The organism is Ferruginibacter sp. HRS2-29, from assembly GCF_024343615.1.
In the GTDB taxonomy this organism is placed as follows: domain Bacteria; phylum Bacteroidota; class Bacteroidia; order Chitinophagales; family Chitinophagaceae; genus Ferruginibacter.
In genome coordinates, this window is sequence record NZ_RJUB01000011.1 from 33,616 (window position 1) to 54,936 (window position 21,321).

24 protein-coding genes are annotated in these 21,321 nt (G+C 44.0%); 6 read left to right on the forward strand and 18 right to left on the reverse strand.

Going from position 1 to position 21,321, the window contains the following annotated elements:
• The first annotated feature begins 25 nt into the window (after nt 1-25).
• Complete coding sequence (locus tag EGI32_RS06140; RefSeq protein ID WP_255154500.1) at nt 26-1,069, forward strand: AI-2E family transporter; 1,044 nt, start codon at nt 26-28, stop codon at nt 1,067-1,069.
• 168 nt (nt 1,070-1,237) lie between these two features.
• Here EGI32_RS06140 and EGI32_RS06145 read toward each other — a convergent pair whose 3' ends face one another.
• Entirely contained in the window at nt 1,238-1,849 is a 612-nt protein-coding gene (locus tag EGI32_RS06145; protein ID WP_255154501.1) for a ferritin-like domain-containing protein, read from the reverse strand.
• Between the two features lie 168 nt (nt 1,850-2,017).
• Complete coding sequence (locus EGI32_RS06150; protein WP_255154502.1) at nt 2,018-2,275, reverse strand: hypothetical protein; 258 nt, start codon at nt 2,273-2,275, stop codon at nt 2,018-2,020.
• Between the two features lie 247 nt (nt 2,276-2,522).
• On the opposite strand from EGI32_RS06150, the gene EGI32_RS06155 reads away from it, so the two are divergent.
• Nucleotides 2,523-3,755: a PQQ-dependent sugar dehydrogenase gene (locus EGI32_RS06155; RefSeq protein WP_255154503.1), complete on the forward strand. Its 1,233-nt coding sequence runs from the start codon at nt 2,523-2,525 to the stop codon at nt 3,753-3,755.
• 255 nt (nt 3,756-4,010) lie between these two features.
• Nucleotides 4,011-4,397, forward strand: a complete 387-nt coding sequence (locus EGI32_RS06160; protein ID WP_255154504.1) for a VOC family protein — start codon at nt 4,011-4,013, stop codon at nt 4,395-4,397.
• Nucleotides 4,398-4,432: 35 nt separating this feature from the next.
• Here the strand turns inward: EGI32_RS06160 and EGI32_RS06165 are convergent, their stop codons facing one another.
• From EGI32_RS06165 to EGI32_RS06175, 3 genes are all read right to left on the reverse strand, one after another.
• Nucleotides 4,433-4,612, reverse strand: coding sequence for a hypothetical protein (locus tag EGI32_RS06165; RefSeq protein ID WP_255154505.1), 180 nt, complete (start codon nt 4,610-4,612; stop codon nt 4,433-4,435).
• 110 nt (nt 4,613-4,722) lie between these two features.
• On the reverse strand, nt 4,723-4,875 hold the full coding sequence (locus tag EGI32_RS06170) for a hypothetical protein (RefSeq protein WP_255154506.1): 153 nt from the start codon (nt 4,873-4,875) through the stop codon (nt 4,723-4,725).
• Nucleotides 4,876-4,906: 31 nt separating this feature from the next.
• On the reverse strand, nt 4,907-5,257 hold the full coding sequence (locus tag EGI32_RS06175) for a response regulator (RefSeq protein WP_255154507.1): 351 nt from the start codon (nt 5,255-5,257) through the stop codon (nt 4,907-4,909).
• A gap of 185 nt (nt 5,258-5,442) precedes the next feature.
• Here EGI32_RS06175 and EGI32_RS06180 point away from each other — a divergent pair, with 185 nt between their 5' ends.
• Both EGI32_RS06180 and EGI32_RS06185 read left to right on the forward strand, forming a co-directional pair.
• Complete coding sequence (locus tag EGI32_RS06180) at nt 5,443-5,700, forward strand: hypothetical protein (RefSeq protein WP_255154508.1); 258 nt, start codon at nt 5,443-5,445, stop codon at nt 5,698-5,700.
• Between the two features lie 50 nt (nt 5,701-5,750).
• Nucleotides 5,751-5,930 carry a hypothetical protein gene (locus EGI32_RS06185; RefSeq protein WP_255154509.1) on the forward strand — a complete coding sequence of 60 codons (180 nt, stop codon included), beginning with the start codon at nt 5,751-5,753 and terminating at the stop codon, nt 5,928-5,930.
• Here EGI32_RS06185 and EGI32_RS06190 read toward each other — a convergent pair whose 3' ends face one another.
• The 8 genes from EGI32_RS06190 to EGI32_RS06225 all read right to left on the reverse strand — a co-directional run bounded on the left by EGI32_RS06190 (nt 5,931) and on the right by EGI32_RS06225 (nt 13,473).
• A complete protein-coding gene (locus EGI32_RS06190; protein WP_255154510.1) occupies nt 5,931-6,959 on the reverse strand; it encodes an LLM class flavin-dependent oxidoreductase in 1,029 nt (342 codons plus the stop codon). It abuts the gene before it with no gap.
• A gap of 4 nt (nt 6,960-6,963) precedes the next feature.
• Nucleotides 6,964-7,761 carry an MOSC domain-containing protein gene (locus EGI32_RS06195; RefSeq protein ID WP_255154511.1) on the reverse strand — a complete coding sequence of 266 codons (798 nt, stop codon included), beginning with the start codon at nt 7,759-7,761 and terminating at the stop codon, nt 6,964-6,966.
• Between the two features lie 197 nt (nt 7,762-7,958).
• Complete coding sequence (locus EGI32_RS06200; protein WP_255154512.1) at nt 7,959-9,095, reverse strand: hypothetical protein; 1,137 nt, start codon at nt 9,093-9,095, stop codon at nt 7,959-7,961.
• A 102-nt stretch (nt 9,096-9,197) separates the two neighbouring features.
• Nucleotides 9,198-9,698, reverse strand: a complete 501-nt coding sequence (locus tag EGI32_RS06205; RefSeq protein WP_255154513.1) for a hypothetical protein — start codon at nt 9,696-9,698, stop codon at nt 9,198-9,200.
• An 80-nt stretch (nt 9,699-9,778) separates the two neighbouring features.
• Complete coding sequence (locus tag EGI32_RS06210; protein ID WP_255154514.1) at nt 9,779-10,282, reverse strand: hypothetical protein; 504 nt, start codon at nt 10,280-10,282, stop codon at nt 9,779-9,781.
• A gap of 13 nt (nt 10,283-10,295) precedes the next feature.
• Entirely contained in the window at nt 10,296-10,685 is a 390-nt protein-coding gene (locus EGI32_RS06215; protein WP_255154515.1) for a hypothetical protein, read from the reverse strand.
• Nucleotides 10,686-10,815: 130 nt separating this feature from the next.
• Nucleotides 10,816-11,562 (reverse strand): LytTR family DNA-binding domain-containing protein, encoded by a 747-nt coding sequence (locus EGI32_RS06220; protein ID WP_255154516.1) that lies wholly within the window; start codon nt 11,560-11,562, stop codon nt 10,816-10,818.
• A gap of 3 nt (nt 11,563-11,565) precedes the next feature.
• On the reverse strand, nt 11,566-13,473 hold the full coding sequence (locus EGI32_RS06225; protein WP_255154517.1) for a histidine kinase: 1,908 nt from the start codon (nt 13,471-13,473) through the stop codon (nt 11,566-11,568).
• A gap of 332 nt (nt 13,474-13,805) precedes the next feature.
• Between EGI32_RS06225 and EGI32_RS06230 the strand changes: the two genes are divergently transcribed.
• Nucleotides 13,806-14,147: a hypothetical protein gene (locus EGI32_RS06230; RefSeq protein WP_255154518.1), complete on the forward strand. Its 342-nt coding sequence runs from the start codon at nt 13,806-13,808 to the stop codon at nt 14,145-14,147.
• 143 nt (nt 14,148-14,290) lie between these two features.
• Here the strand turns inward: EGI32_RS06230 and EGI32_RS06235 are convergent, their stop codons facing one another.
• The 5 genes from EGI32_RS06235 to EGI32_RS06255 all read right to left on the reverse strand — a co-directional run bounded on the left by EGI32_RS06235 (nt 14,291) and on the right by EGI32_RS06255 (nt 21,310).
• Nucleotides 14,291-14,944 carry a hypothetical protein gene (locus EGI32_RS06235; RefSeq protein ID WP_255154519.1) on the reverse strand — a complete coding sequence of 218 codons (654 nt, stop codon included), beginning with the start codon at nt 14,942-14,944 and terminating at the stop codon, nt 14,291-14,293.
• A gap of 433 nt (nt 14,945-15,377) precedes the next feature.
• Nucleotides 15,378-17,078, reverse strand: a complete 1,701-nt coding sequence (locus tag EGI32_RS06240; RefSeq protein ID WP_255154520.1) for a hypothetical protein — start codon at nt 17,076-17,078, stop codon at nt 15,378-15,380.
• 175 nt (nt 17,079-17,253) lie between these two features.
• A complete protein-coding gene (locus EGI32_RS06245; RefSeq protein ID WP_255154521.1) occupies nt 17,254-18,552 on the reverse strand; it encodes an MFS transporter in 1,299 nt (432 codons plus the stop codon).
• Entirely contained in the window at nt 18,542-19,609 is a 1,068-nt protein-coding gene (locus EGI32_RS06250) for a glycoside hydrolase family 130 protein (protein ID WP_255154522.1), read from the reverse strand. The genes EGI32_RS06245 and EGI32_RS06250 overlap by 11 nt, the downstream gene beginning before the upstream one ends.
• Before the next feature lie 222 nt (nt 19,610-19,831).
• On the reverse strand, nt 19,832-21,310 hold the full coding sequence (locus EGI32_RS06255) for a RagB/SusD family nutrient uptake outer membrane protein (RefSeq protein WP_255154523.1): 1,479 nt from the start codon (nt 21,308-21,310) through the stop codon (nt 19,832-19,834).
• Between the last annotated feature and the right edge of the window lie 11 nt (nt 21,311-21,321).

A 21,321-nucleotide genomic window follows, 5' to 3' on the forward strand; every position in this document is an offset into this window, starting at 1 on the left:
TTTAAGCAAAGAAAACTATTTCAGCATGAGTTTACCCCCCGTTTTCAGATCCAACCAGGTTATCCTTCTGTTTATATTATCAGTAGTAGTCCTGTATTTTGGAAAGCCTTTTTTTGTTCCTCTTACAATTGCAGGCATCCTTGCGATGTTGTTCCTTCCGTTTTGTCAATGGCTGGAGAGGAAAAATCTCAGCCGCGGATTATCGGCTTTTACAGCCGTATTTTCTTTCCTGCTCCTTATTGCGGGGATCTTTATGCTGCTGGGATGGCAGATCTCGGGGCTTGCGGAAGATATGGCCGACATCCAGGAGCAGGGAGGCGAGCTTATCAGCAAGGTTAAAACAACCATCAGCGATAAACTCGGTATCCCGCAGGCACAACAGGATGCCATGATGAAAGAGCAGCAGTCGTCAGGTGGAGGAAAGGCCGGGGCATTGGTTGCCGGCATCATGAGTGGAATAATGGGTTTACTGGTAGATACCATCCTGGTATTGGTATATATGTTTCTCTTCCTGCTGCTGCGCCTCCATTTGAAAAAGTTTGTATTGAAACTTGTTGATACCGGTCATAAAAAAACCGCGGAAAAAGTGATGACCGAATCTGCCAAAGCTGCCGGTAAATATTTATCAGGGCTGGGTTTGATGATCGTAATGCTTTGGGTATTGTATGGGATCGGCTTCAGCATAGTGGGTGTAAAAAATGGGTTATTTTTTGCCATCCTCTGTGGCTTACTGGAGATAGTCCCTTTCGTGGGAAACATCACCGGTACCGGCATCACGCTTATCATGGCATTGGCGCAAGGTGGCGGCACCAACATGGTGATCGGTGTTTTGATCACTTATGGGGTAGTACAGTTTTTACAAACTTATGTACTCGAACCGTTGGTGGTGGGTGCACAGGTAAAGCTGAACCCGTTGTTTAGCATCCTCGCTATTGTGGCCGGGGAATTGATCTGGGGTGTTCCGGGAATGGTGGTGGCTATCCCGGTGATGGGCATTGGCGAGATCATTTTCGACCATGTAAACGATCTGCAACCTTTTGGGTTTTTGATCGGTGAAGATAAAAAGTGAGGCGAAATTTATTTGTGAAAAAACGGCTCATCTACCTGCTGATATAGCTGAGGATTATGCAGATCGGTCACATGGGGAAATGTTTCAACAAATAGTGTTGCAAAAAATCAGGTCATAAAAAAACGCCCGAAGGCGTTCTTGCCCGAAGGCGCGTTTTCATCATCTGGTTTAATCCTGTTCGGCCGCTTCCAGGTTTACAGCGGTTTCCGCCACTTCGCTGAGCGTGGAATCTGCATCCTTTTCTTCGTTAAGCGTTTCTTCGAGCAGGGCCGCTGCATCATCTTCACCGAGGGTGCCGGCAAAAGATACGAGCGTGCCATAAGTAGCTATCTCGTAATGCTCTATTTTCTGGCTGGCAGCTATGATACCTGCATCCCTTACTACTCCTTCTTCCGTTTCTTCCATGATGCCTTCACCTTCTTTAATGAGCCCTTCCATTGCCTCGCACTTTTTAGCCTGCGCTTTTTTTCCTAACAGTTCAAATACCTGTTCCAGCCTCGAAACCTGTTCTTTGGTTACGGCCAGGTGATCGTTCAATGCACTTACCAATTCAGGCGAAGTGGCATTCTTTGCCATCTTCGGAAGTGCTTTGGTGAGGGCTTTTTCGGCCCAGTAAATATCTTTCAGTGAATCTTCAAAAAGATCGCGAAGCCCTGAAGCCGCATCGCTCTTAGCTGGTACTTTACCATTGGATGATGACGAATTTTTCTTTGGGGCCGTTTTCTTTGCGGGCGATTTTTTTGGAGCAGATTTTTTACCTGCTGCTGCTTTCGTTGCCATAGTGTTTGATTGTTTTAAGAATTGTGTGAGTAATACTGTATGTATAATAATAATTATGCCAACAACTATGTACGATCGGTCATTGCCCAACCCTGGTTTTATTTTTTGTATCCCGCATTTTGAAAATGCCATTTCCGATGCACCTCCAACAATTTCGGCCCTCTCTTTTCAATACGAACCGGCGTTTCCATACAGGTAAAAAATCACTCCTTTCGAACTGTCCGGTTTAAACAACACAGCATTGAGGGATTTAGCATCTTTAGTCTGCACATATATTTCTTCAAATTTTTGATCGAAATAAAAGGCATCTTCTTTCCGTAATTTTTCCGGAAAGAAAATAAGGCTTTCCTGAAAATAAAAAAGCAGCAGGCAGATCAGCATGTAACCGATGGATGTGATGAGCAATACTTTTCGAAATAATTTCATAATCAATTGGGGTGACCAGTTCTGATCAAGGTTGTAATTCAGATTATTTTTTACGCCCCATTCAGGCCGGATCATCTTTCCCGCAGTGTACGCTAAATGTACGGTTAGACAGCTAAGGGTTGGTATTCAACTGCTCAATGCCTCGTCCTCATTTTTCTACAACCTGTGGAACAAAATCTTTCCCAAAAAATTAAGGCAGGGAATTTGTATTAATCCCAAATTATCATTAACACCTAAAATATAACTTATGACACCTTTTACCCGACTTACCATATTGGCCACATTTATGCTCTGCCTGCAGGCATGCTCAAAAGACGATATCAATGATAGCGGGCCGCAACCCGGCATGGGCGACCCGGTAGAAACACTTCCACCTAATACAGGGTATGCACCGGCCTTTCCCGAACAGACAAGGGCTAAAAGCGCCGTTACTACGACTCCTTACATGTCTACCATTCTCACTTCCACACTCGCTTCACCCTGGGGAATAACAGCCCTGCCGGATGGCCGGTTACTGATCACCCAAAAGGCAGGAACGATGAAGATCGTTACTCCTACAGGCACAGTGAGTAATGATATCACGGGTATACTCCCGGTAAATTCAACCGACCAGGGAGGCCTGCTGGGTGTTACCATCGACCCGGAATTTTCTACCAACAGGATGATATACTGGGTATTTTCCGAAAATGCTTCAGGAGGTACGCTGACTGCAGTGGCCAAAGGAAAATTGTCGGCTGATGAAACCACCATCGAAGGAGCCACTGTGATATACAGGGCCGGGCCTGCAGCCAACAGCACCCTTCATTATGGCGGAAGAATACTTTTTGATGCTACGCAAAGTTTATTGGTGAGCACCGGCGAACGTTCCATTCTTGCTACACGGCCACAAGCCCAATCGGTATCTACAGCGCTGGGGAAAATTATCAGGCTGAATAAAAATGGCGGCGCTGCTGCCGGCAATCCGATTTTTACGGGAAGCGGGGCGTTGCCGGAATTGTACAGCATCGGGCATAGAAATCCACAGGGGCTTGCTATACACCCTATTACAGGTGCACTCTGGCAAAGCGAACATGGCCCACGCGGCGGCGATGAGATCAACAGGGTGAAAACGGGATATAATTACGGATGGCCAGTGATCACTTACGGCATTGAATATACCGGTGAGCCAATAGGCGCAGCCATACAACAACAGGAAGGGATGGAACAGCCGAGGTATTTCTGGGATCCCGTAATATCCCCAAGTGGGATTACATTTTACAAAGGCGATCGCGTTCCTGAATGGGAAAACAATCTCTTTGTAAGTGCGCTGAGCGGCAAACATATTGCACGATTGATTGTACACAACGAAATGATCATTGGCGAAGAACGCCTGCTGGCGGGCGAAGGCCAACGCTTTCGCGATATCACACAAGGCCCCGATAAAGCCTTATACGCTATTACGGATGAAGGAAGATTGTATCGCATCGACAGAACAAACTGATAGCAACCGCGAGTAATACAAATTATTTTTTTGAAAAACGCTTAGATCTTTGATCTAAGCGTTTTTTATTTTATGCAGGAAATGGAGGAATAACCCAACGGAGAGTAACTGTATAGTGGGGAAATATTTCATTGCAATTAAATATACAAACGTTTCGGTATAAAATTATTCCTGTCAAAATACAGCGGCTATGGGCATATTATTTGTTCCATTCATTCTAATAGAATAGACATTATAGATCATAAAACAGGATCCATGAAAACAAAAAAGATCTGGGCGAATTTTGGTGTACGGGATCTGGAAAGAACCACGGATTTTTACAAAGCACTTGGATTCAAACCGAATGGTTGGTCCGATCAACTCACGAGTTTCTTCTTTGGGGATGAAAATTTTATCATCCATTTTTTCCTGAAAGAAATACTGGAACCGGCCATGAAAGGACCAATAACGGAGTCAACGATCAGCAATGAAATAATTTTCACCCTTTCTGCCCAAAGCAAAGAAGAAGTGGACAGCTGGGAAAAAGAAATTTTGCAGGCCGGTGGCACCATCGTTTCGAGGCCGGAGGAATTTGGCAAGGGGTACTATGGGTTTGTATTCGCCGATCCCGATGGGCACAGGTTCAATGTATTTTACATGTAAATATGAAAGGAAGGTTTTATTCCATCAAAAAATTTTCAGGAAGGCTGTACTGAAATATTGCCGGGAAATTCGTGCTGATTCACCAGCTGAAGAAAAGGCAGGTATTTTATCACATACTCCTTGAGCACCTGCGATAATTCGCCCCTGTCCCAGAGATGCATGAGTTCCTCGAGGCGAAGATGGATATCCGTTTCTGAAATAGTTGAGTTGAGCATTGCAACGCAAACCTACAACAGTTACTTAGCCGATAAAGTAAGACATACTATCATCCTGCTGTAGATTTATTTCTACTTAATTTTGCAAGATGCTGATAATCAGCTTTTATTTATAACCCGCCTCTTTGATTCAATGTCAGCAATAGCTTGCCCTTTTCTACAATATAATTGGCCCGTTCAACCGCTTTGACCGAGCCGATATTTTTGGCAGTAGGGAATTTTCCTGCGGGAATAAAAAGCACATCGCCGGCTTTCAGTATCACCGGTTAATATTATAGCATTGATTTTGGCGCATTATTTTTCCACTACGGCCCTTATCATCGCTTCCACCTGTTCGCCATTGAAAGGTTTTTCCAGCACAGCTATGGCGCCAAACCTGGTGTAATTATCCAGCTTTTCCGGATCGCCGGAGATGAGTACTAACGGTAACGCGTACTCAAGAGAAAGGGCGTGGCAAAATTGCCGTCCATCTTCATTTTCAAGATTTACATCAATGAATACTATATCGGGTACTACCCCATGAAGCAACTGTTTTTCTGCCGCCGCAATATTGGAAGCCGTTCTTACATGATTGTTTTTGGAAAGGGCAAGTGAAAAAAGTTCAAGTAGTTCCTGTGAATCATCAACAATTAGAATTTTCGCCATAGCAAGGTTAGTTGTTTGATGGAGTAACTAAGATACGCTTAATGAAGCAATTCACCATCGGAAGTATTTATCGATATTTTTCGAAACTTAAAAACTACCCCGTTTGGTTCAGGACTTATACGTAAAAGGTAAAATTTCAGAGCTTTTTTTAAATGAAGGCACAGCTATTGCATATATCAATAAATATGAATAAGAACAAGATATTCTCGGGAATGAAAGCACTTACCCCCGCCATGCTTGAAATGATGATGGATTGCCACGAGCGTGAATTGCAGACCCTGGAGCCATGCGATACTTACAAGACACAATCGGCCAAAGGGCTGATACAGCGGGGCCTTTTCACCTCCAGGATGTATACAAGCCCTACCACGAAAAGAACTTATATGGCGTTTTATGTTACGCAAAAAGGAAAGGAATACCTTGAATGGTACACGAGGAAATGATGAATTAAAAATTAAGAATTAAGAATCTGCAACTGAAAATTTTTGTCAAGATGGATAAAAAAGACCTACAACATCAGGGTGAACCCTTATCTCCCGAACAAAAACAGCAGGGGCACAACAAACCTTCCACACCCGAACCACCACTCGGTGAAACAAATGACGATGAAGGGGCGGATGGCCTGGACGATGATGAAGCCGGGGAAACGGGTGATGAACTTCGCGGCAAATGATCAGGGCTTCAGTTTTTCTTTTACAAGAGGAATCACTTTTGTTCCGATGAGTTCAATCGAGCTCATCAGCTGCTGATGCGTCAGCCCGGCGTTGTCCATCTGGAAGGTAAAGCGGTCTACCCCGCCCAGTGCTTCGCTATGCCTGAGCAGTTTTTCCGCCACCAGTTGCGGGCCGCCAACCACCAATACGCCAGCTGGCCCGATAAGGTGATCGAATTGTGTCCTGGTCACCGGCGGCCATCCGCGTTCTTTTCCAAGTTTTGTCCATAGTGCTGCATAACCGGGATAATAATCCGTTACTGCCACCTCATCCGAAGCAGCTACATAACCCGGTGAGTGAAGCCCTACTTTAAGTTGCTCCGGCTTGAAACCCGCCCTGGCACCAGCTTCGCGGTAGAGGTCTACCAGCGGACGAAAGCGTTCTGTTTCACCCCCGATCACCGCCACCATCAGGGGCAGTCCCAGCGACCCCGCCCTGATAAAGGATTGCGGCGTACCGCCAACACCCAGCCACACGGGCAATTTTTCCTGTAGGGCACGCGGATACACAGGCTGATCCTTCATCGCTGGTCTGAATTTTCCCGACCAGGTAATAAATTCTTCATCGCGTATGCGTAGCAGAAGATCAAGTTTTTCTGCAAAAAGTGCATCATAATCATCGAGGTCGAAACCGAAAAGCGGGTATGCTTCAATGGCGGAGCCCCGGCCCACAACGAGTTCTGCCCTGCCTTTCGATATCAGATCAAGCGTGGCGAAAGATTGATAAACCCTCACAGGATCGGCCGTGCTCAATACTGCTACAGCACTGGTGAGCCTTATACGTTTGGTTCTTGCCGCAGCAGCCGCGAGGATGACCGCAGGTGCCGAATCGAGAAATTCTTTTTTATGATGTTCGCCTATACCAAAAATATCCAGCCCTGCTTCATCTGCTAATGCTATCCTGTCGAGCAACTGCGCCATTGCATCCACGCTGCTCAATTCGTTGCTGCCATACATGGCCGACGCAAAACTATCTACTCCTATTTCCATGATTTTAATTTTTTATTGGTTCCACTTTATCGGTAATATTGATCTGTCCTGTATTTCCGGCGATCACATTCACGCCGAAATTTATCTTGTTGCCGGCACGGCGATAAGTAGCCAATGTCTTCAAAGGTTCTTTTGCTTTTTCAGCAGTAAACTGGTTGATGGTGGTGACCACACACCGCGGGCAAAGCGATACTCCATAAAACGTAATATCGCCGATGCGGAATTCTTTCATGCCGTCTTCTTCAAATGCACCTGTTCCATTGATCACAAGATTGGGCCTGAACCGGTCGATCGGCAGAGGTTCTGCGAGTTTGTTATTCAGATCTTCCAGCGAAGCTTCACTTAATAACAGGATGGGATACCCGTCGGAAAAACTGGTGAGGCTGAAAATACCATGTTTTTCATTCACCACTACATGCGATTCATCAGGCATGTATACCAGTCGAACGGGCATTTTGAGCATAGTTGAAAACCATGCATCAACATTTTTATTTACCAATACTGCTACCGCAGTTTCATCCCAGAGCCGCACCTTGATTGTATCGGAGGAATAAGGCCCGAAGGGAATGTGTAAAAACTGATCCGTATGTTGTTTGTGAAATACTTTCAATCCGTCTTCCGTCAGCTCCACCTGCAACAAAGCCATGATCGGATTTTCCCTTTGTGAAACAAACCGGTCCTGGTCGTCTACGAGCATCCAGCGCCGGTCGTATTCGAAACCCCGGTCGGTTATATTCACCGTTTCCATAGAAATTCCGCCGAGAGATTTGATGGGGTAAATATAGAGTTGGCTTACCGTCATAGCTTCACAAAATTACGAGAATTAGTTTAGAGATCAGGGATCAGGGGTTTAGCAGAAGGTTTAGAGGTTTAGAAGGATTTCCTGAAAGAACATTTCTAAACTTTCTAAACCCCTAACCTTCTAAACCTAAACCCTCATCTCTAAACAAAAAACGCAGGCCTCTCAGCCTGCGTCAGTCATAAATCCACTTATGCTTTTTAATGTTTGATGCTATTGATCACGGTTTTCAGGAAACTGTCAATCTCTTCGGTAGTTTGCACTTCATTGTACAATGATATGGATGTAACCAACGTAAGATCCGGATTGGAAGGATGTTCTAATATGTAGATCACAAACTTCCCCTTGTCCTGCCATTTGGAGCTCCTGTCTATGCGGGCTTGCTCATCCCCGCTGAACATATAGCCTTTCAGGCCGTTGATGGTCACCGGTGTGTACAGGGTCATCAGGTCCATTTTCTTGATATCCTTATTATTCTTCCAGCTCAGGCTTGGGATCCTTCTGCGTTCTGAAAGCAGGTTGTTGATATCATCCCATGGAATGGTATATTTCTCGATATCATAATTGCTGAACTTCGTCACATAATCCTGGGATGCATACAATGCCGCCGCATGGATGAAATCATCGGCAAGTTCTTTGGCATTCAGCCCCGGGTAGTCTTTGCTATCCAATGCATAGATGCTGTAGAAGTTGGCGTTCTTATCTTTAAAATGATAACCCAGCTCTGTGCCTTTATCGCCCAGGCGGCCGTTCTGCTTAAGATCTATATCGCCAGGGATATTTGTTTTATCGATGCTGAGGTCGAGGTATGGCAGAAAAAGATTTTTTGTATCCCAAAGCGGAACAGTGATCGATGCTGGCTCCAGGAGGTTAACTGCCTGCCCGTATTCCTTGTACCCGATCTCCTGCCTGAAGAAAAGGGTGATCACCACCTTTACTTTCTGGCGGGCATCCTGGCCGAGGGAAGAAGACAATACCCAATTGAGGTCATTGCCATTCTGCCTGAATTCATTTCCTTCAAAAACCTTGAATTTTTTGGTAGCTGGCGTACTTTTCAAAAAATCGGTGAAGGCTTCATACCCGTCTCTCAGGATATACCATTCTTCGATGCTTCTATCTTTGGCATCATTGATCTGCACATACAACAAGGCTTTTCCGCTGATGACGGAAGGTAATTTGGGATTCTTAAAACTTATTTCAAGCGTTTTCAGATCGGCTTTATCAATCGTAGAACCGGCTTTCAACGGTTTACCATTGATATAAGTTGTGATCTGCGCCTGCGAACCATTAAATACGAATCCTGCTAAAAGAACCAGGATAAAACGAATGTATTTCATATAATCAGAAAGTTAGTTTAGTAATTTATTTCTCATCGAACCATAAAAAGAAAGCTGATCTTCCATGGGAACAACCAGCTTTCTGTTTTCATAACGGGAAATTTATTTCAGGCTTTCGTACGCCGCAATTTGTTTATCAAGATCTTTCAATTCGCTGTTGAAAACCGGCCTCATCTTGAAGAAACGGTTACCCTTCTTGAAATAGAAACGGTAATCTTTGATGATGCTGGTACCATCAGAACCTTTTTCCTTGAAGATAACTCCGAATGCACCGTTCTTGAGTTGTTTGGCATCGATCAGTTCTACGAAATCAGGACTTTCAGTGATCGCTTTTTTCAGCATATCCAGGTTTACAGGGTAAACGCTTTCGGTGATCTCGCCGATGGTAACCCTTGCATGGCCGCCGATGTTGAAATCGTAGTTACTCAGATCCGTGTCGGTTTCAGATACTTTCGTATCCATAAATTCAGGTACGTCAGACAGTTGCACGCTGGTGAATGTCAGGTCATATTTGTCAAGCTTTGTTTCTGCCGTAGGCTTGCTGCAGGATTGAAATACTAATGCTGCTACGATCACAGATAATTGCAAAAATCTCTTCTTCATGATTGATTATTTTTGTTGCTTTTGTTGGTTTAGAATTAATACCCGGTTTAAAATTGCCTGCTATTAAGGTTTGCTGAAATCTAATTATAAATAAAATATTTCGCTTTAATAGTTTTCGCAGCAGCATACATTTCATAGATGATCTTAAGATCTGTATGGCTCAATTTTTCCGAATCTTTCAACACATATTTCTCCTGCCCGATATGGATGAAATGATAAAAATCGTATTCTGTCTTTCCCTTCACTTTCACTTCTGCGATAAAGCCCGAAAAATCGTCCTGTACATATTTTACAAAACGGCGTTTCTTATCATTTTCGACTGCGGTGGTTATTTTTCCAAATCGTTCTTTTGTATGAATGACCTGTAAATAAAACCCTTTGCCATCACCAAGATGAAAGCCGGGATTGTCCCTGATCAGTTCTACACCGGCGGGTACTTCTATCATTCCGTTGATGCCCACGATGTCGAGGCTGATCCAATGCGGCCTGGTGCTGGTAACCGTCTCAATTGTTTGAGCCTTGACCTGGTAAAAAAACAAGCAGCAGAAAAAAGTGAGCGAAAGGAGAAAAGCTGATCTTTTCATTTGTATTAATCGTTTAGGCTGCTACTACCGTGTTTTTCTTTGCTGTGAAACGAAGGATACCACCTACGATTCCTGCAAGGCCGGCAACGATCATGCAATAAACACCGTAACCTGCTGAAGCGCCTACTGTTGCTGCATCTCCGCTGGTTGCATCACTGTAGTATTTAAAGCCCAGACCTGCGACGCAAAGTGAAAAAAGAATGGCGACGATAGCGCTCCATTTTTTGTTGAGTAAACCCATGATAGCGATAATGGCACCTACTACTACGAATACTATTCCCGGATTGCCCCTGTACTCGCCCATGAAGCCATTTTGAGAGATACCCATTAAGGTCACCCATGGTAACCATGCGGAAATAATTGTAAGAATTCCGGCCCCGATCATTGTGAATCTTGAAGTCATGTTAGTTGTTGGTTTTTTGGTTATATAATAATTAGAGTTGCAAAATAGTATGCTCTTTCGTCACATCCCGGCCAAATGAAAATTCGATAGCGTTGTCTGAACATTCGTAGCAGACCAGTGCATATCTGCATCAGATGGAATTGAGGGAATTCAGGAATTCTTCTTTCTTCCTGACGGATAAGGGAATGGCAGTTTTGTCTTTCATGATGATGCTGCCCGTATCGGTTTTTATGTAGTGGTCGAAATAGAGCATATTGATGAGGTGCGACTGGTGCGTGCGAAAGAAACCCATGGGTAATAACATTGTTTCGTATTCTTTAAGTGTTGTGGAAACGAGCAGTTTTTGTCCGTTGACCATGTAAAAAGTAGTATAATTTTTTTCAGACTCGCAGCGGATGATATCCTGCACATGAATGGAATAAACTTTTTCCGCTGTCTTAAGAATGATCTTTTGCAGGTTTCTCGGCCGCTCGATGTTCGAAAACAACGTATTGAACTGAAGTTCCAGCATTTCCTTACTCAGTGTTTCTTCTGCTTTTTTCACCGCTTCCGCCAGGTCGGCAGGATCCAGCGGCTTCAGTAAAAAATCGATGGCGCTGAAGCGGAATGCCTTAATGGCAAATTCCTGGAAAGCGGTTACGAAGATCACTTTGAAATCGATCGGCTTCAATTGCTGAAGCAGGTCAAATCCGGTACCATCCTGCATTTCAACATCCAGGAACACCAGGTCGGGCAGATATTTTTTTATTGCGGCCACGCCGGAAACCACGCCATCAGCTTCCGCGATCACCGCTACTGTAGGACAATATTGCTTGATGACCGCCACATTTTTCTGCCGGATATTCTGCATGTCATCAATAACGATGGTTCTTAACATACCTTAATTATTATAAATGTAAGGAATTTCAAAAAATGTTTTTACCCCATGGATCATATTATCATTACCTGTGATATTCAAGGTCTGGATGATGATATTCTTTTTTGAAGCGATACTTTCCAGTCGTTCCTTTGTGATCTGCGTGGAAAGCGAACGCTGCGCCTTTTCCTTTTCCTTCACGATCATTCCAACGCCGTTATCAGTCACTTCAAAAAACAACTGGCCCTCGTTCAAATAAAAGCGCACATTCACCATGCCTCCTTCTTTCCTGTCTTTCAACCCGTGCCTGATGGCATTTTCAATGAAAGGCTGTGTGAGCATGGGCGGCAGCAATACGGTTTCGGGATCGATATTGTCATCCACCTTCACCGTATGAGCAAAATTATTATTGTACAACAATTTCTGGATCGTCATATAATTATCCAGCATATTCAATTCTTCACTCAGGGTGATGTAATTCTCGCGTGAATTTTCCAGTATCTGCCGGGTGAGCTTCGAGAATTTTGTAAGATAACTGATAGCCTCTTCATCTTTGTTGGCATGAATGAGGCTCTGGATATTATCGACCGAATTGAAAATGAAATGCGGGTTCATCTGCGTCAGCAGCAATCGCTGTTTCAGTTCATTATTCCGGTTGGCATTGATGATGGCTTTCTGACGGAAATATTTCACCACGAAGAAAATACCTGCCAGCAATAAGGCCGCGATGGAAATGAAAGTATACAAGAGTATATTCCTTCGGGCAAGCTTTTTTTCCTGTTCCACTTTACTCAGCAATGTTTTCCGGTCAAATTCATTTTTCAATTGTTGATTGTCAAAACGAGCATTCAGCTCGGCGATCGCCTGTACCTTTTCACGGCCAAGCAGTGAGTCGCTGGCTTCTGAAGCTTTCACGCCGTATGCGTATGCATTCGCATAATCACCGGTTGAGGCATAAGAAGTAGCCAGGCTGTTCGTGACCTCTATGATACCTTCGAGGTTGTTGTATTTTTCGCAGAATTTGAGCGACTGTTTATAATATTTACGTGCTTCTGCAATTTTCCCTTTGCGTTCGCTCGCTACGCCAAGATAGTATAAAGCGGCTTGTGAAGAAACTTCGTCACCGGTTTCTTCGCATATTTCCACCGCTTTTTTATAACAATAAGTGGCAGAATCTTTTTTTCCCAATGAATCGTAACAAAGAGCGAGATTCAGGTAAAAATCTGCCGGCGGCGGAGCGCCCGGTGAAGCTTTTTCAAATTCATATTGAGAAAGCCATATATATTTAGAAGCACTATCGTATTTTTTGGCCTGGATATAAGACGCGCCGATGTTGTTGTACGCGATCCTTGCCGAATTGTACCGGTTCTTCAGCTTGAATAAAACAACTGCTTCGCCACAATAGCGCACGGTTTCTGCATGATAACCCATCCTGTTATACATTTCTCCCATGCCTTCCAGCGCCTGCGCCATCTGTACCGTATCCCTGATATCCTGTGCTACCACCAATGCCTGCTGGTAAAAACCGATCGATTTTCTATGGTCGCCTGACAAATTATAATCCTTACCGATATTAGCCAGTACCACCGATTCTTTATGCCTGAACTTATTGGCGCGGCAATACCCTAATGCATATTCGTGCAGCCTGATAGCTTCTTTGTAATCGCCTGCATTGCAGGAAACAGTACCAATGACCATCGTATTCATGAAAATGCCCCAGGGATATTTTATATCTTTAGAAGCCTGCAACATCCGCCCGGCAAGGCTTTTAGCAAATTGTGGATTGGTGGCAATGCTATCAACACATACCTGGATATTCGTCTTTATTTCGCTGGTATCAATTGCCTGGGCAAAAAGTTGATGATTACAGAAGAAAGAGAATAAAAAAAATAAAGTTGTTTTGGTGGTTTTTCTCACTCGCTGACTGAACATCAGCAAATATATAATAACTGAATTTTCTTTTGACAAAAATATTTATGACAATTGGTATTTTTTTTTCCAGGGCAGAGATTGTCTTCCTAAGAATATATTTTTTTACTAAAAAGCATAAAAATTCAGTTACACATTTTCACCGGGAGCATACGAATTTTCAATAATTGTGTATTAAATTTTCATGAAGTTTTTGAAATTCATCAGCGCTGATATCGGATACGGATAAAAACTTTTTGCCGACGAATTTTCAAACATACAGCTAAAACCTTCATTTGAGACAATTTCTGTAAGGCGTTCAACTATCTTACACCCGGAATCAATCCAGCAAAATAATGAAGACACTTAAACTAATTCCGGGAACGGTACAGCTCAATGAACTTTCCGATGACCTGTGGAAACATTTTGGCAAGAAATATACGGTAACGGATAATGGAAGGAACGAGATCGTAGTTGCCCAGGATGCAACCATTGCCTGCAAACTCGTACTCACGCAAAAAAAATTACTGATACAAGGTACTTTTCCTACTCCCGGCAAAATGCTGCTGGCCATGGGTATTTTGCTGATCGGTGGCATCGTCATCCCTATGGCGGTATACCTGATCGTTTACAAAAAGAAATTTGAAGCGATAGAGAAAGAGGTATATGATCATGTTGCCGGGAGGTTTTCGAGGTAGACACTGATGAGAAGAGTACCCGCTCACCCATTATTATCGTGGGTTGACTACCACGGGTTGACTACCGGGAGTTGACTACCCAGGGTTGACTACCCGGAGTTGAATACTGAGCGGTAAATCCCCGTGACTAACGTTAGGGGTATCTAATCAAAATCGTGCTGAAGGTATTTCTGCGCTAATTCTTCATGGAGTAAAATGAAATTCTCCAATCCGTTAAAAATTATCAGCACTTCGTCGCGGGCTATCCTGGTAGGATATGTTTCGATGATTTCATTATAAGATGACCATTTGCACTCCTCAAAGCTAGTCGCAAGTTTGTGATGCATTTGGTTTGCGTGAACATATACAAAGACTGTTTTCAGATAATCTTCTGTTGCTATAAGTTTTCTTTTGAACGGGCGGGTAAATAGATTTCCTTTCCGGTTATAGGATGAGTTTATGTATTGAGTATGGCTAACCGACAATCTTTGAAACTGTTGCTTAATCAACGTATTCACTGAACATTTCCCTTCTAAGAATTTCGCCTGGGTTAATGTCAAAAATTCTTTCGGAACAGTTTTTAGATAATCGATAATAAAATGCTGCTCTTTAATTCTGGCAATAAAGTGAACATGATTATCCAATAAATTGTATGCATAGGTATCAACATAGTCTTGAAGAAAAATAAAGTATTTATTCAGGTATTGATATTTGTCTGCGTCCTCATAAAATAGCAAGTTATTCCCCACGCTTTTTGCGTAGATGTGGAAAATCGAATTTTCCTCGAAAATGGCTGTAAATTCTTTTGATATAGGCATCACCGAAATTATCCAATAACCTCTTTCAAAAAATGTATTTTTCCACGTAAATCAATGTTGTTTTTCTTTTGGAATGGTGAGGACTTTAACACGGGTTGACTACCGAAGGTTGACTACCGGGAGTTGACTACCCGGAGTAGACTACCCGGGGTTGACTACCGAAGGTTGACTACCCGGAGTAGACTACCCGGAGTAGACTACCCAGGGTTGACTACCGAGAATGTTGACGAATATTTCGGGCAACATAAAGGTACAAGCAGTTCACATTTTGTAATAACAAACAACCTTTACAACCATCGTTGATGATTGGATGCAAGATACCAGATACCAGTACCGGATATCGTAGCAAAGAATTAGCGAAAACTCAACTACCAGTATCGTCCGGCACCCAGTCTCCGGCATCAGCAACTTTTTATCGTGACGCCGATCAGGTTTATTTATTCTGATGATCCACCACCACCCCGTCAATCAGCAATTGATTACCAACAGTGGTTTGTTTTCCACCCGATGGTACCAATACCAATACTGCAGCGGTTTCGGAAGTTAATGTGATCGTTACATTTCCTGAAACATTTTTAGCCAGGAAGGAAGAAGTGACCGTATTGTAAATATCAGTCTTGGTTTTGCCCACATTCACCTTGACTTTTTTTATGGCCTTGAAGGGATTGTAATATAAATAGGTCGGGTAAGCTTTGTCGTGAAAAAAGTCCGTTGCCAGTAAGTTCAATTGTAATATGCCGGTAACATTGGTAGTGCGTATGATGCTACCGAAGATGCCTACGTGTCCGCTGCCATAAACACTGAACTGCGATTCCTGCGGATTTTTATCAGCCACCCATAGCGGTCCGTCGCCCTGTGCTACCGGGCCTTTCAGGTGTTCATATTTTTTATAAGATGATTGTTTGATAATACCTTCATACCCTATAACACCTTTGGTTACCGAAGCCAGCCCAGGTAAGGTCTGGTGCTCTTCAGGCATATATTGCGGGTAAAAAAAACGGGCCGCATTGGCTGCGTTCAACATCCATTTACCGATTGCTTTGGCGTAAGATTTATCATACCGCACCATCGGAACCAGCGGCCATGCTGCATCATAAGTGTTCATCAAAAATCCGTACCCTCCATGATCCACCGTACTTCCAACGATCCCCGAAATATCAATTCCATTCCAGTTGCCGACAAGTACACCCCATCCTTCGCGACAAAGCGGTGTGCCATCAAAACTCCACGCCAGCATCTTCGTCATATCGTATTGCATATTTTTTTCTGCATTTATCCTGGCGGCCAGGTATGCAGCAAAAGGCATCAACACTTCGTAAGTCGGATTTCGCGGTTGCGACTGCAATGCATTCAGTGCACTCACAGCGCCCTTGAGGTATCGTTCATCACCGAATTTTTTATATGCGGAATACAATACCCACGCATGTCCTGCCGCGGCATCAGGCTGAGTACAGATATTGTTTTTCATCGGCTGCATTTTTGCATAATCGAAATACGACCAATCATAATTTCCATTAAGCACAGAATCGGCCCGGTAAAATTTATCCGCTATGCTGCGGGCAATTTCGGTAAAACCCGGCTCTTCAGGATAAAGATCATAGATAGCATAAAACAATACATTTGGATATACATCATACCACCAGTCGCGGCCATAACCGCCGCCAAGCAGCGCCACTTCCGGGCAGGTGTTGTTCATCATGATATCCCACCCCGTTTCTTTATTGAAATAATTTTTCAGCATGCCCACATAATCGTGTTGCTGTTTGCTTTTATCAATGCCAACCAGACTGGCGCCCATCACCGCACCCATAGTAGCAAGCGCTTCATGGAAAATGCCTTTATTGTTTTGCAACCCTTGTCGCACATCACCAACAGCAGTATAAAGACCCGCTACAGGCTGGGCAAAATTCCTGTTGCTGCTATCGATCCAGATCATCGGCCAGAATTTTCCCTTCGCATTAAAATCGTAGATCTTTTTATCAAAATCCAGGGCAAGCGCCTTGTAATCTATGATGCGTAAGGGTTTGGGCATATCAGCCATCTTATCAACCCGGGGAATGTTTTTTTGAGCTACCTGGGCTGATACAGAAAAATGGATTATTCCTAAAAAAAATATATTGAAAATTTTGAGCATCTGGATTTGATTATAATTTGAAAAGACTGGATATGACGACAGGCCAGAGACCACCGACGACGGATCAGGGACCACGGACCACCGACGACAGACAACCGACTACCGGTTACAAATTTGCGTTTCAGTTTAAAGCCACAAAGGTTTGACTATTCACCATTCACCATTCACCATTGACTTATGCGATCGCTTCCGATACTTTTTCCATCACCCGGCTGTCATCAATTTCGCGTTCTGCTTCAGGCATGATCTTTTTACCCTGGGCAATGATTTGCCTGCCAACAAAAATAGAACAAAGCTGCAACACACCGATGATCACTACCGCATATCGCAAAGCAATGTCTGCCGAACCAAAACGTGCCATGACAAGAAAGGTGGCTGCGCCCAAAAATCTTCCGACATACAATCCCGCTTCATGATTGAGGATGTAGGCATATTCATTCCGGTTTTCTATTTTTGAAACGATGTCGATCACCTGGAACTGTATCGGAAAATAAGCAAGGTCCATCAATGGTTTCGCGATGAGCAGCATGAGGATGAAGATCACCACACCAAGCTGACTGTACAATACACCATTGATGGCAGCGCCTGCGGCAAATAACAAAAGGCCTGTTGCAAATATTTTTATCCTGTCCGAAGGTTTTGAAATACGGCCGAGTATGTACATGATAAGGGCTGCAATGACCGCTCCTATGGATGTTGCGGAGCCAAGTGCGCCCTCGTTCCCAAAAAATTTAAGGATAAGCATGGCGGGGGCTGTTACCAGGAAACCCTGCGCCAATCCTTTAAGTGAAGCCAGCGTAAGCAGTTTGTACCAGAGCGGATGGAATTTGAAAAAGACATATTTTTTTTGCGGGGGGTTGGTGAACGTTCCCCTGAAACACATGATGGATGCTGCTATCGTGATAATGAATACTGCCCCGGTGATCATCACGTAAGCAGATTGCTTGGAGTCTGCGCCGGATCGTGAATCAATAAAAAATCCGATACAGATAGGAACCACTACGGCGATAATGGTATAAAAAAGTGTTTCCATTCCATAATAATAATTCCGGTTGGAATCATTGGTGATCGCCAATGCCAGCACATCGCGATTGGCCCAGTAAAACCCGAAGCTCAATCCCATGATAAGTCCCGCAATGCCCAATCCTACTACATCCAGCTCACTCAGCGACATCATATAGATCATTGAAATGCCACTCAGCATCATACCTGCTGAATATAATTTACGGATATTGAAATGTTGCAATAAAAATCCGTTCAATAAAAAAGTCAGTGGAATCCCGGTGTATATCGTCAGTTGATAGATGACCACTTTGGTAAGATCGCCGTGTGTGCTACGCATGATGTATGCAGCCATGAACGTATCAATCACGGGCAAAACCAGCGCATAGATCATGTTGGTGAAAGTGAGCACACGGAAATTCCGCGGCTGGCTGTTGAAGTGATCCACTTCAGTTTTCAGTCTATTGGCCATGATCGGATTTTAATAATGATAAAATTTCTTTCAGCGAAAAATCTGCGCCGCATACGAACTCATCGGATGCCCCATAATAAATGGTCACCGTATCCCCATCCGGCTGAAGGATGTGCCCGTTGGTAAACACCACATTGCCGAAAAAACCTGTAAGCTCATAGGCTGCCTGTGGCACCATGATGGCGGCATCAGTTCTGCCGATCACTTTGGAAGGATCTTCCAGGTCGAGTAAAAATGCGCCGAGGCAATATTGGTGCGCTTCATTGGCCCCATGATAAATTTCGAGCCAGCCTTGCTCCGTTTTGATCGGCGCAGCGCCTGCCCCCACTCTTTTACTATCCCATTTGTCGCTGCGGGTTTTGATGATACATTTATGATCGCCCCAGTGAATGCCATCCGGTGAAGAAGCTATCCAGATGAAATTTCCGCCGATATCCACGCTGCTCGGACGATGCAGGGCATAATATTTCCCGTTTACCTTTTCTTCAAAAATGGCGCAATCCTTATTGTGCGGAGGCAATATCATTCCATGCGAAGTAAAATCTTTCCAGTCGGTGGTAGTGCGTAACCCAACGCCCACGCCATTATCAGAAACAGCTGTAAACGTAAGATGATATTTTTCTTCGAGCCAGGTAACCCGGCAATCTTCAATTCCAAATGTCTGAAGTATACCTTCACCAGTGAGTAAGGGATACCCTTCGGGCTCGTAAAAATTTTTCCCATCATCGCTGCAAAGTAGTCGCAGATGCGATAAGGTAGTGAGGTAATCCAATCCTTTGTAATTGATCACCCTTGCATCGGAAGCATCCAGTTCGGGATCGCCGGAAGGAATTTTCATGATCTCGATACCACCGGATTTTGTAAGAATGGGAAAAGAAATAAGATCGTCGGTTTGCTTCGGCCTTTCCGCAACGCGGATGAGCAGCCAGGTCTTCCCTTCAAATTGAAAAACCCCGGGATTCAGTAAACAAGCTATTTCAAGCCCGTCGATACTGGGTTTCAAGTCACCCGGAGATAATAGAGGATTGCCTGCAAAACGTGTTGCGATATCTTTCATGCAGAGTAATTTTGTTTCCGCCCCGGCGGATGAGGTAAAATGTATCGCAGTCTTTGGTCGACATCGCCTCCCCTAAAATGAAGAGGAGGGATGAAGACCGACCATTGATTGCACTGAAAAAGGTTGAAAGGTTTAAAAGGTTCAGAAGGTTCAAAAGTTCAAGAGGTTATACTTTCTCCGCAAAACATTTTGAACCTTCTGAACTTTTAAACTGTTGAACTTTTAGTATCCCGGGTTCTGCACCAATGTACCTGCTGATGCATCAATTTCGCCCTGTGGGATCGGGTATAAATAATTTTTGTCCTGGAAATTTTTACCATGAGCAGTCATCACCTGTTTGGCGATGCCCCATCTTTTAAGATCGAGCATGCGTTGTGATTCGAAACCAAGCTCAACCCTTCTTTCCGAAATAAGCCAGCCCTTGATTGTTGCTTTATCTGTAGAAGCAGGCCTGTCGGGCAATGTACCGGCAGGAGGAAGGTTGCCGTTAACATCAACGGAGTTACGGGCACGGGCACGGATCTGGTTGATGAGCGCTATCGCCTGCGGATATTGCCCCAGCTCATTCAACGCTTCCGCTTTCCAGAGTAATACATCGGCGTAACGGATATAGATCCTGTTGTTGGATGCATCATCATTTCCTTTATTACCTCCGTCGATGGTACCCAATATTTTATTTACATTTTGAGCAGGGGCATTCACTGTATATAATTTCCGCGGATCGTTTGGTTCAAACGCATTCAGAAAATCTGTTGTAGGTGCAAAGAAACCCCAGCCCAGCGGGGCACAGATACCATTGCCGGTACGCGGGTCAGTACCGCTTTTATGATCATAAGCGAAGATCACTTCGTTGTCTGTGAACTCGGTATTGAAACTGCTGAAATAATTTGTATTCAGGCTGTAAAAGTTAGTCGTTTCCAGTTGGCCAACTGTTGTCACTACATCCTGCCATTGGCCGGTATAGAGTTGGGATTTAGCCAAAAGTGCCATGGCAGCTCCTTTTGACACACGCCATTTTTCTGTAGCAGAACTGTATTTTGAATTGGGCAACAAAGCGATCGCCGCCTGAAGATCTACTTTAATGGAATCCCACACACGGGCTTTTGGAGCACGTACTGCAAATTCAAATGCTTCCTGGTAAGTTTTTACAGGTTGCAATATCAGTGGCACATCACCGAAATTATTGACCAGTGAAAAATAATAATGGCTGCGCAGGAATAAACCTTCTGCAAGCAATTGATTTTTTCGTGCAGTAGTAATCCCTGTGATCTGTTCTATATCAGGGTTGCGCAGCAGGCTGATACCGATGTTCAGCCTTTTGATACCTTCGTAATTATATTTCCAAAGCCCGTTAGGACCTCCGTTGGATGCAGTGAACGTGTAGTTATCTATATCATCCATCCATGGCTGATCACCATCGGGGTTCCATTTTTTCTGCATATCATCCGATGCCACATCCTGAACGATGTAATCATTCTGAAAGACTAGCCCACCCTGCCAATCCCATTGTGCAAGGATGTTGAGGCGATTGGATAGTAATTGGTAACCCGAACTGATCGAGCTCTCCATCATGTTCAACGTTGGCGTGGTATTCACCTGTTCAAGCGTAACCAGCCCTATCGGCGTAGTTTCCAGCTGCTTTTTGCAACTCGCAAAAAGGAATAAGAACAGCGCCGGATATATTATTTTAGTATGTTTCATCTGATTAGTTT

What these genes read in the sequence shown, in the direction of transcription:
- EGI32_RS06140 (WP_255154500.1), top strand. Translation starts at nt 26, where the DNA reads ATGAGTTTACCCCCCGTTTTCAGATCCAACCAGGTTATCCTTCTGTTT.
- EGI32_RS06145 (WP_255154501.1), bottom strand. Translation starts at nt 1,849, where the DNA reads ATGGCAACGAAAGCAGCAGCAGGTAAAAAATCTGCTCCAAAAAAATCG.
- EGI32_RS06150 (WP_255154502.1), bottom strand. Translation starts at nt 2,275, where the DNA reads ATGAAATTATTTCGAAAAGTATTGCTCATCACATCCATCGGTTACATG.
- EGI32_RS06155 (WP_255154503.1), top strand. Translation starts at nt 2,523, where the DNA reads ATGACACCTTTTACCCGACTTACCATATTGGCCACATTTATGCTCTGC.
- EGI32_RS06160 (WP_255154504.1), top strand. Translation starts at nt 4,011, where the DNA reads ATGAAAACAAAAAAGATCTGGGCGAATTTTGGTGTACGGGATCTGGAA.
- EGI32_RS06165 (WP_255154505.1), bottom strand. Translation starts at nt 4,612, where the DNA reads ATGCTCAACTCAACTATTTCAGAAACGGATATCCATCTTCGCCTCGAG.
- EGI32_RS06175 (WP_255154507.1), bottom strand. Translation starts at nt 5,257, where the DNA reads ATGGCGAAAATTCTAATTGTTGATGATTCACAGGAACTACTTGAACTT.
- EGI32_RS06180 (WP_255154508.1), top strand. Translation starts at nt 5,443, where the DNA reads ATGAATAAGAACAAGATATTCTCGGGAATGAAAGCACTTACCCCCGCC.
- EGI32_RS06185 (WP_255154509.1), top strand. Translation starts at nt 5,751, where the DNA reads ATGGATAAAAAAGACCTACAACATCAGGGTGAACCCTTATCTCCCGAA.
- EGI32_RS06190 (WP_255154510.1), bottom strand. Translation starts at nt 6,959, where the DNA reads ATGGAAATAGGAGTAGATAGTTTTGCGTCGGCCATGTATGGCAGCAAC.
- EGI32_RS06195 (WP_255154511.1), bottom strand. Translation starts at nt 7,761, where the DNA reads ATGACGGTAAGCCAACTCTATATTTACCCCATCAAATCTCTCGGCGGA.
- EGI32_RS06200 (WP_255154512.1), bottom strand. Translation starts at nt 9,095, where the DNA reads ATGAAATACATTCGTTTTATCCTGGTTCTTTTAGCAGGATTCGTATTT.
- EGI32_RS06205 (WP_255154513.1), bottom strand. Translation starts at nt 9,698, where the DNA reads ATGAAGAAGAGATTTTTGCAATTATCTGTGATCGTAGCAGCATTAGTA.
- EGI32_RS06210 (WP_255154514.1), bottom strand. Translation starts at nt 10,282, where the DNA reads ATGAAAAGATCAGCTTTTCTCCTTTCGCTCACTTTTTTCTGCTGCTTG.
- EGI32_RS06215 (WP_255154515.1), bottom strand. Translation starts at nt 10,685, where the DNA reads ATGACTTCAAGATTCACAATGATCGGGGCCGGAATTCTTACAATTATT.
- EGI32_RS06220 (WP_255154516.1), bottom strand. Translation starts at nt 11,562, where the DNA reads ATGTTAAGAACCATCGTTATTGATGACATGCAGAATATCCGGCAGAAA.
- EGI32_RS06225 (WP_255154517.1), bottom strand. Translation starts at nt 13,473, where the DNA reads ATGTTCAGTCAGCGAGTGAGAAAAACCACCAAAACAACTTTATTTTTT.
- EGI32_RS06230 (WP_255154518.1), top strand. Translation starts at nt 13,806, where the DNA reads ATGAAGACACTTAAACTAATTCCGGGAACGGTACAGCTCAATGAACTT.
- EGI32_RS06235 (WP_255154519.1), bottom strand. Translation starts at nt 14,944, where the DNA reads ATGCCTATATCAAAAGAATTTACAGCCATTTTCGAGGAAAATTCGATT.
- EGI32_RS06240 (WP_255154520.1), bottom strand. Translation starts at nt 17,078, where the DNA reads ATGCTCAAAATTTTCAATATATTTTTTTTAGGAATAATCCATTTTTCT.
- EGI32_RS06245 (WP_255154521.1), bottom strand. Translation starts at nt 18,552, where the DNA reads ATGGCCAATAGACTGAAAACTGAAGTGGATCACTTCAACAGCCAGCCG.
- EGI32_RS06250 (WP_255154522.1), bottom strand. Translation starts at nt 19,609, where the DNA reads ATGAAAGATATCGCAACACGTTTTGCAGGCAATCCTCTATTATCTCCG.
- EGI32_RS06255 (WP_255154523.1), bottom strand. Translation starts at nt 21,310, where the DNA reads ATGAAACATACTAAAATAATATATCCGGCGCTGTTCTTATTCCTTTTT.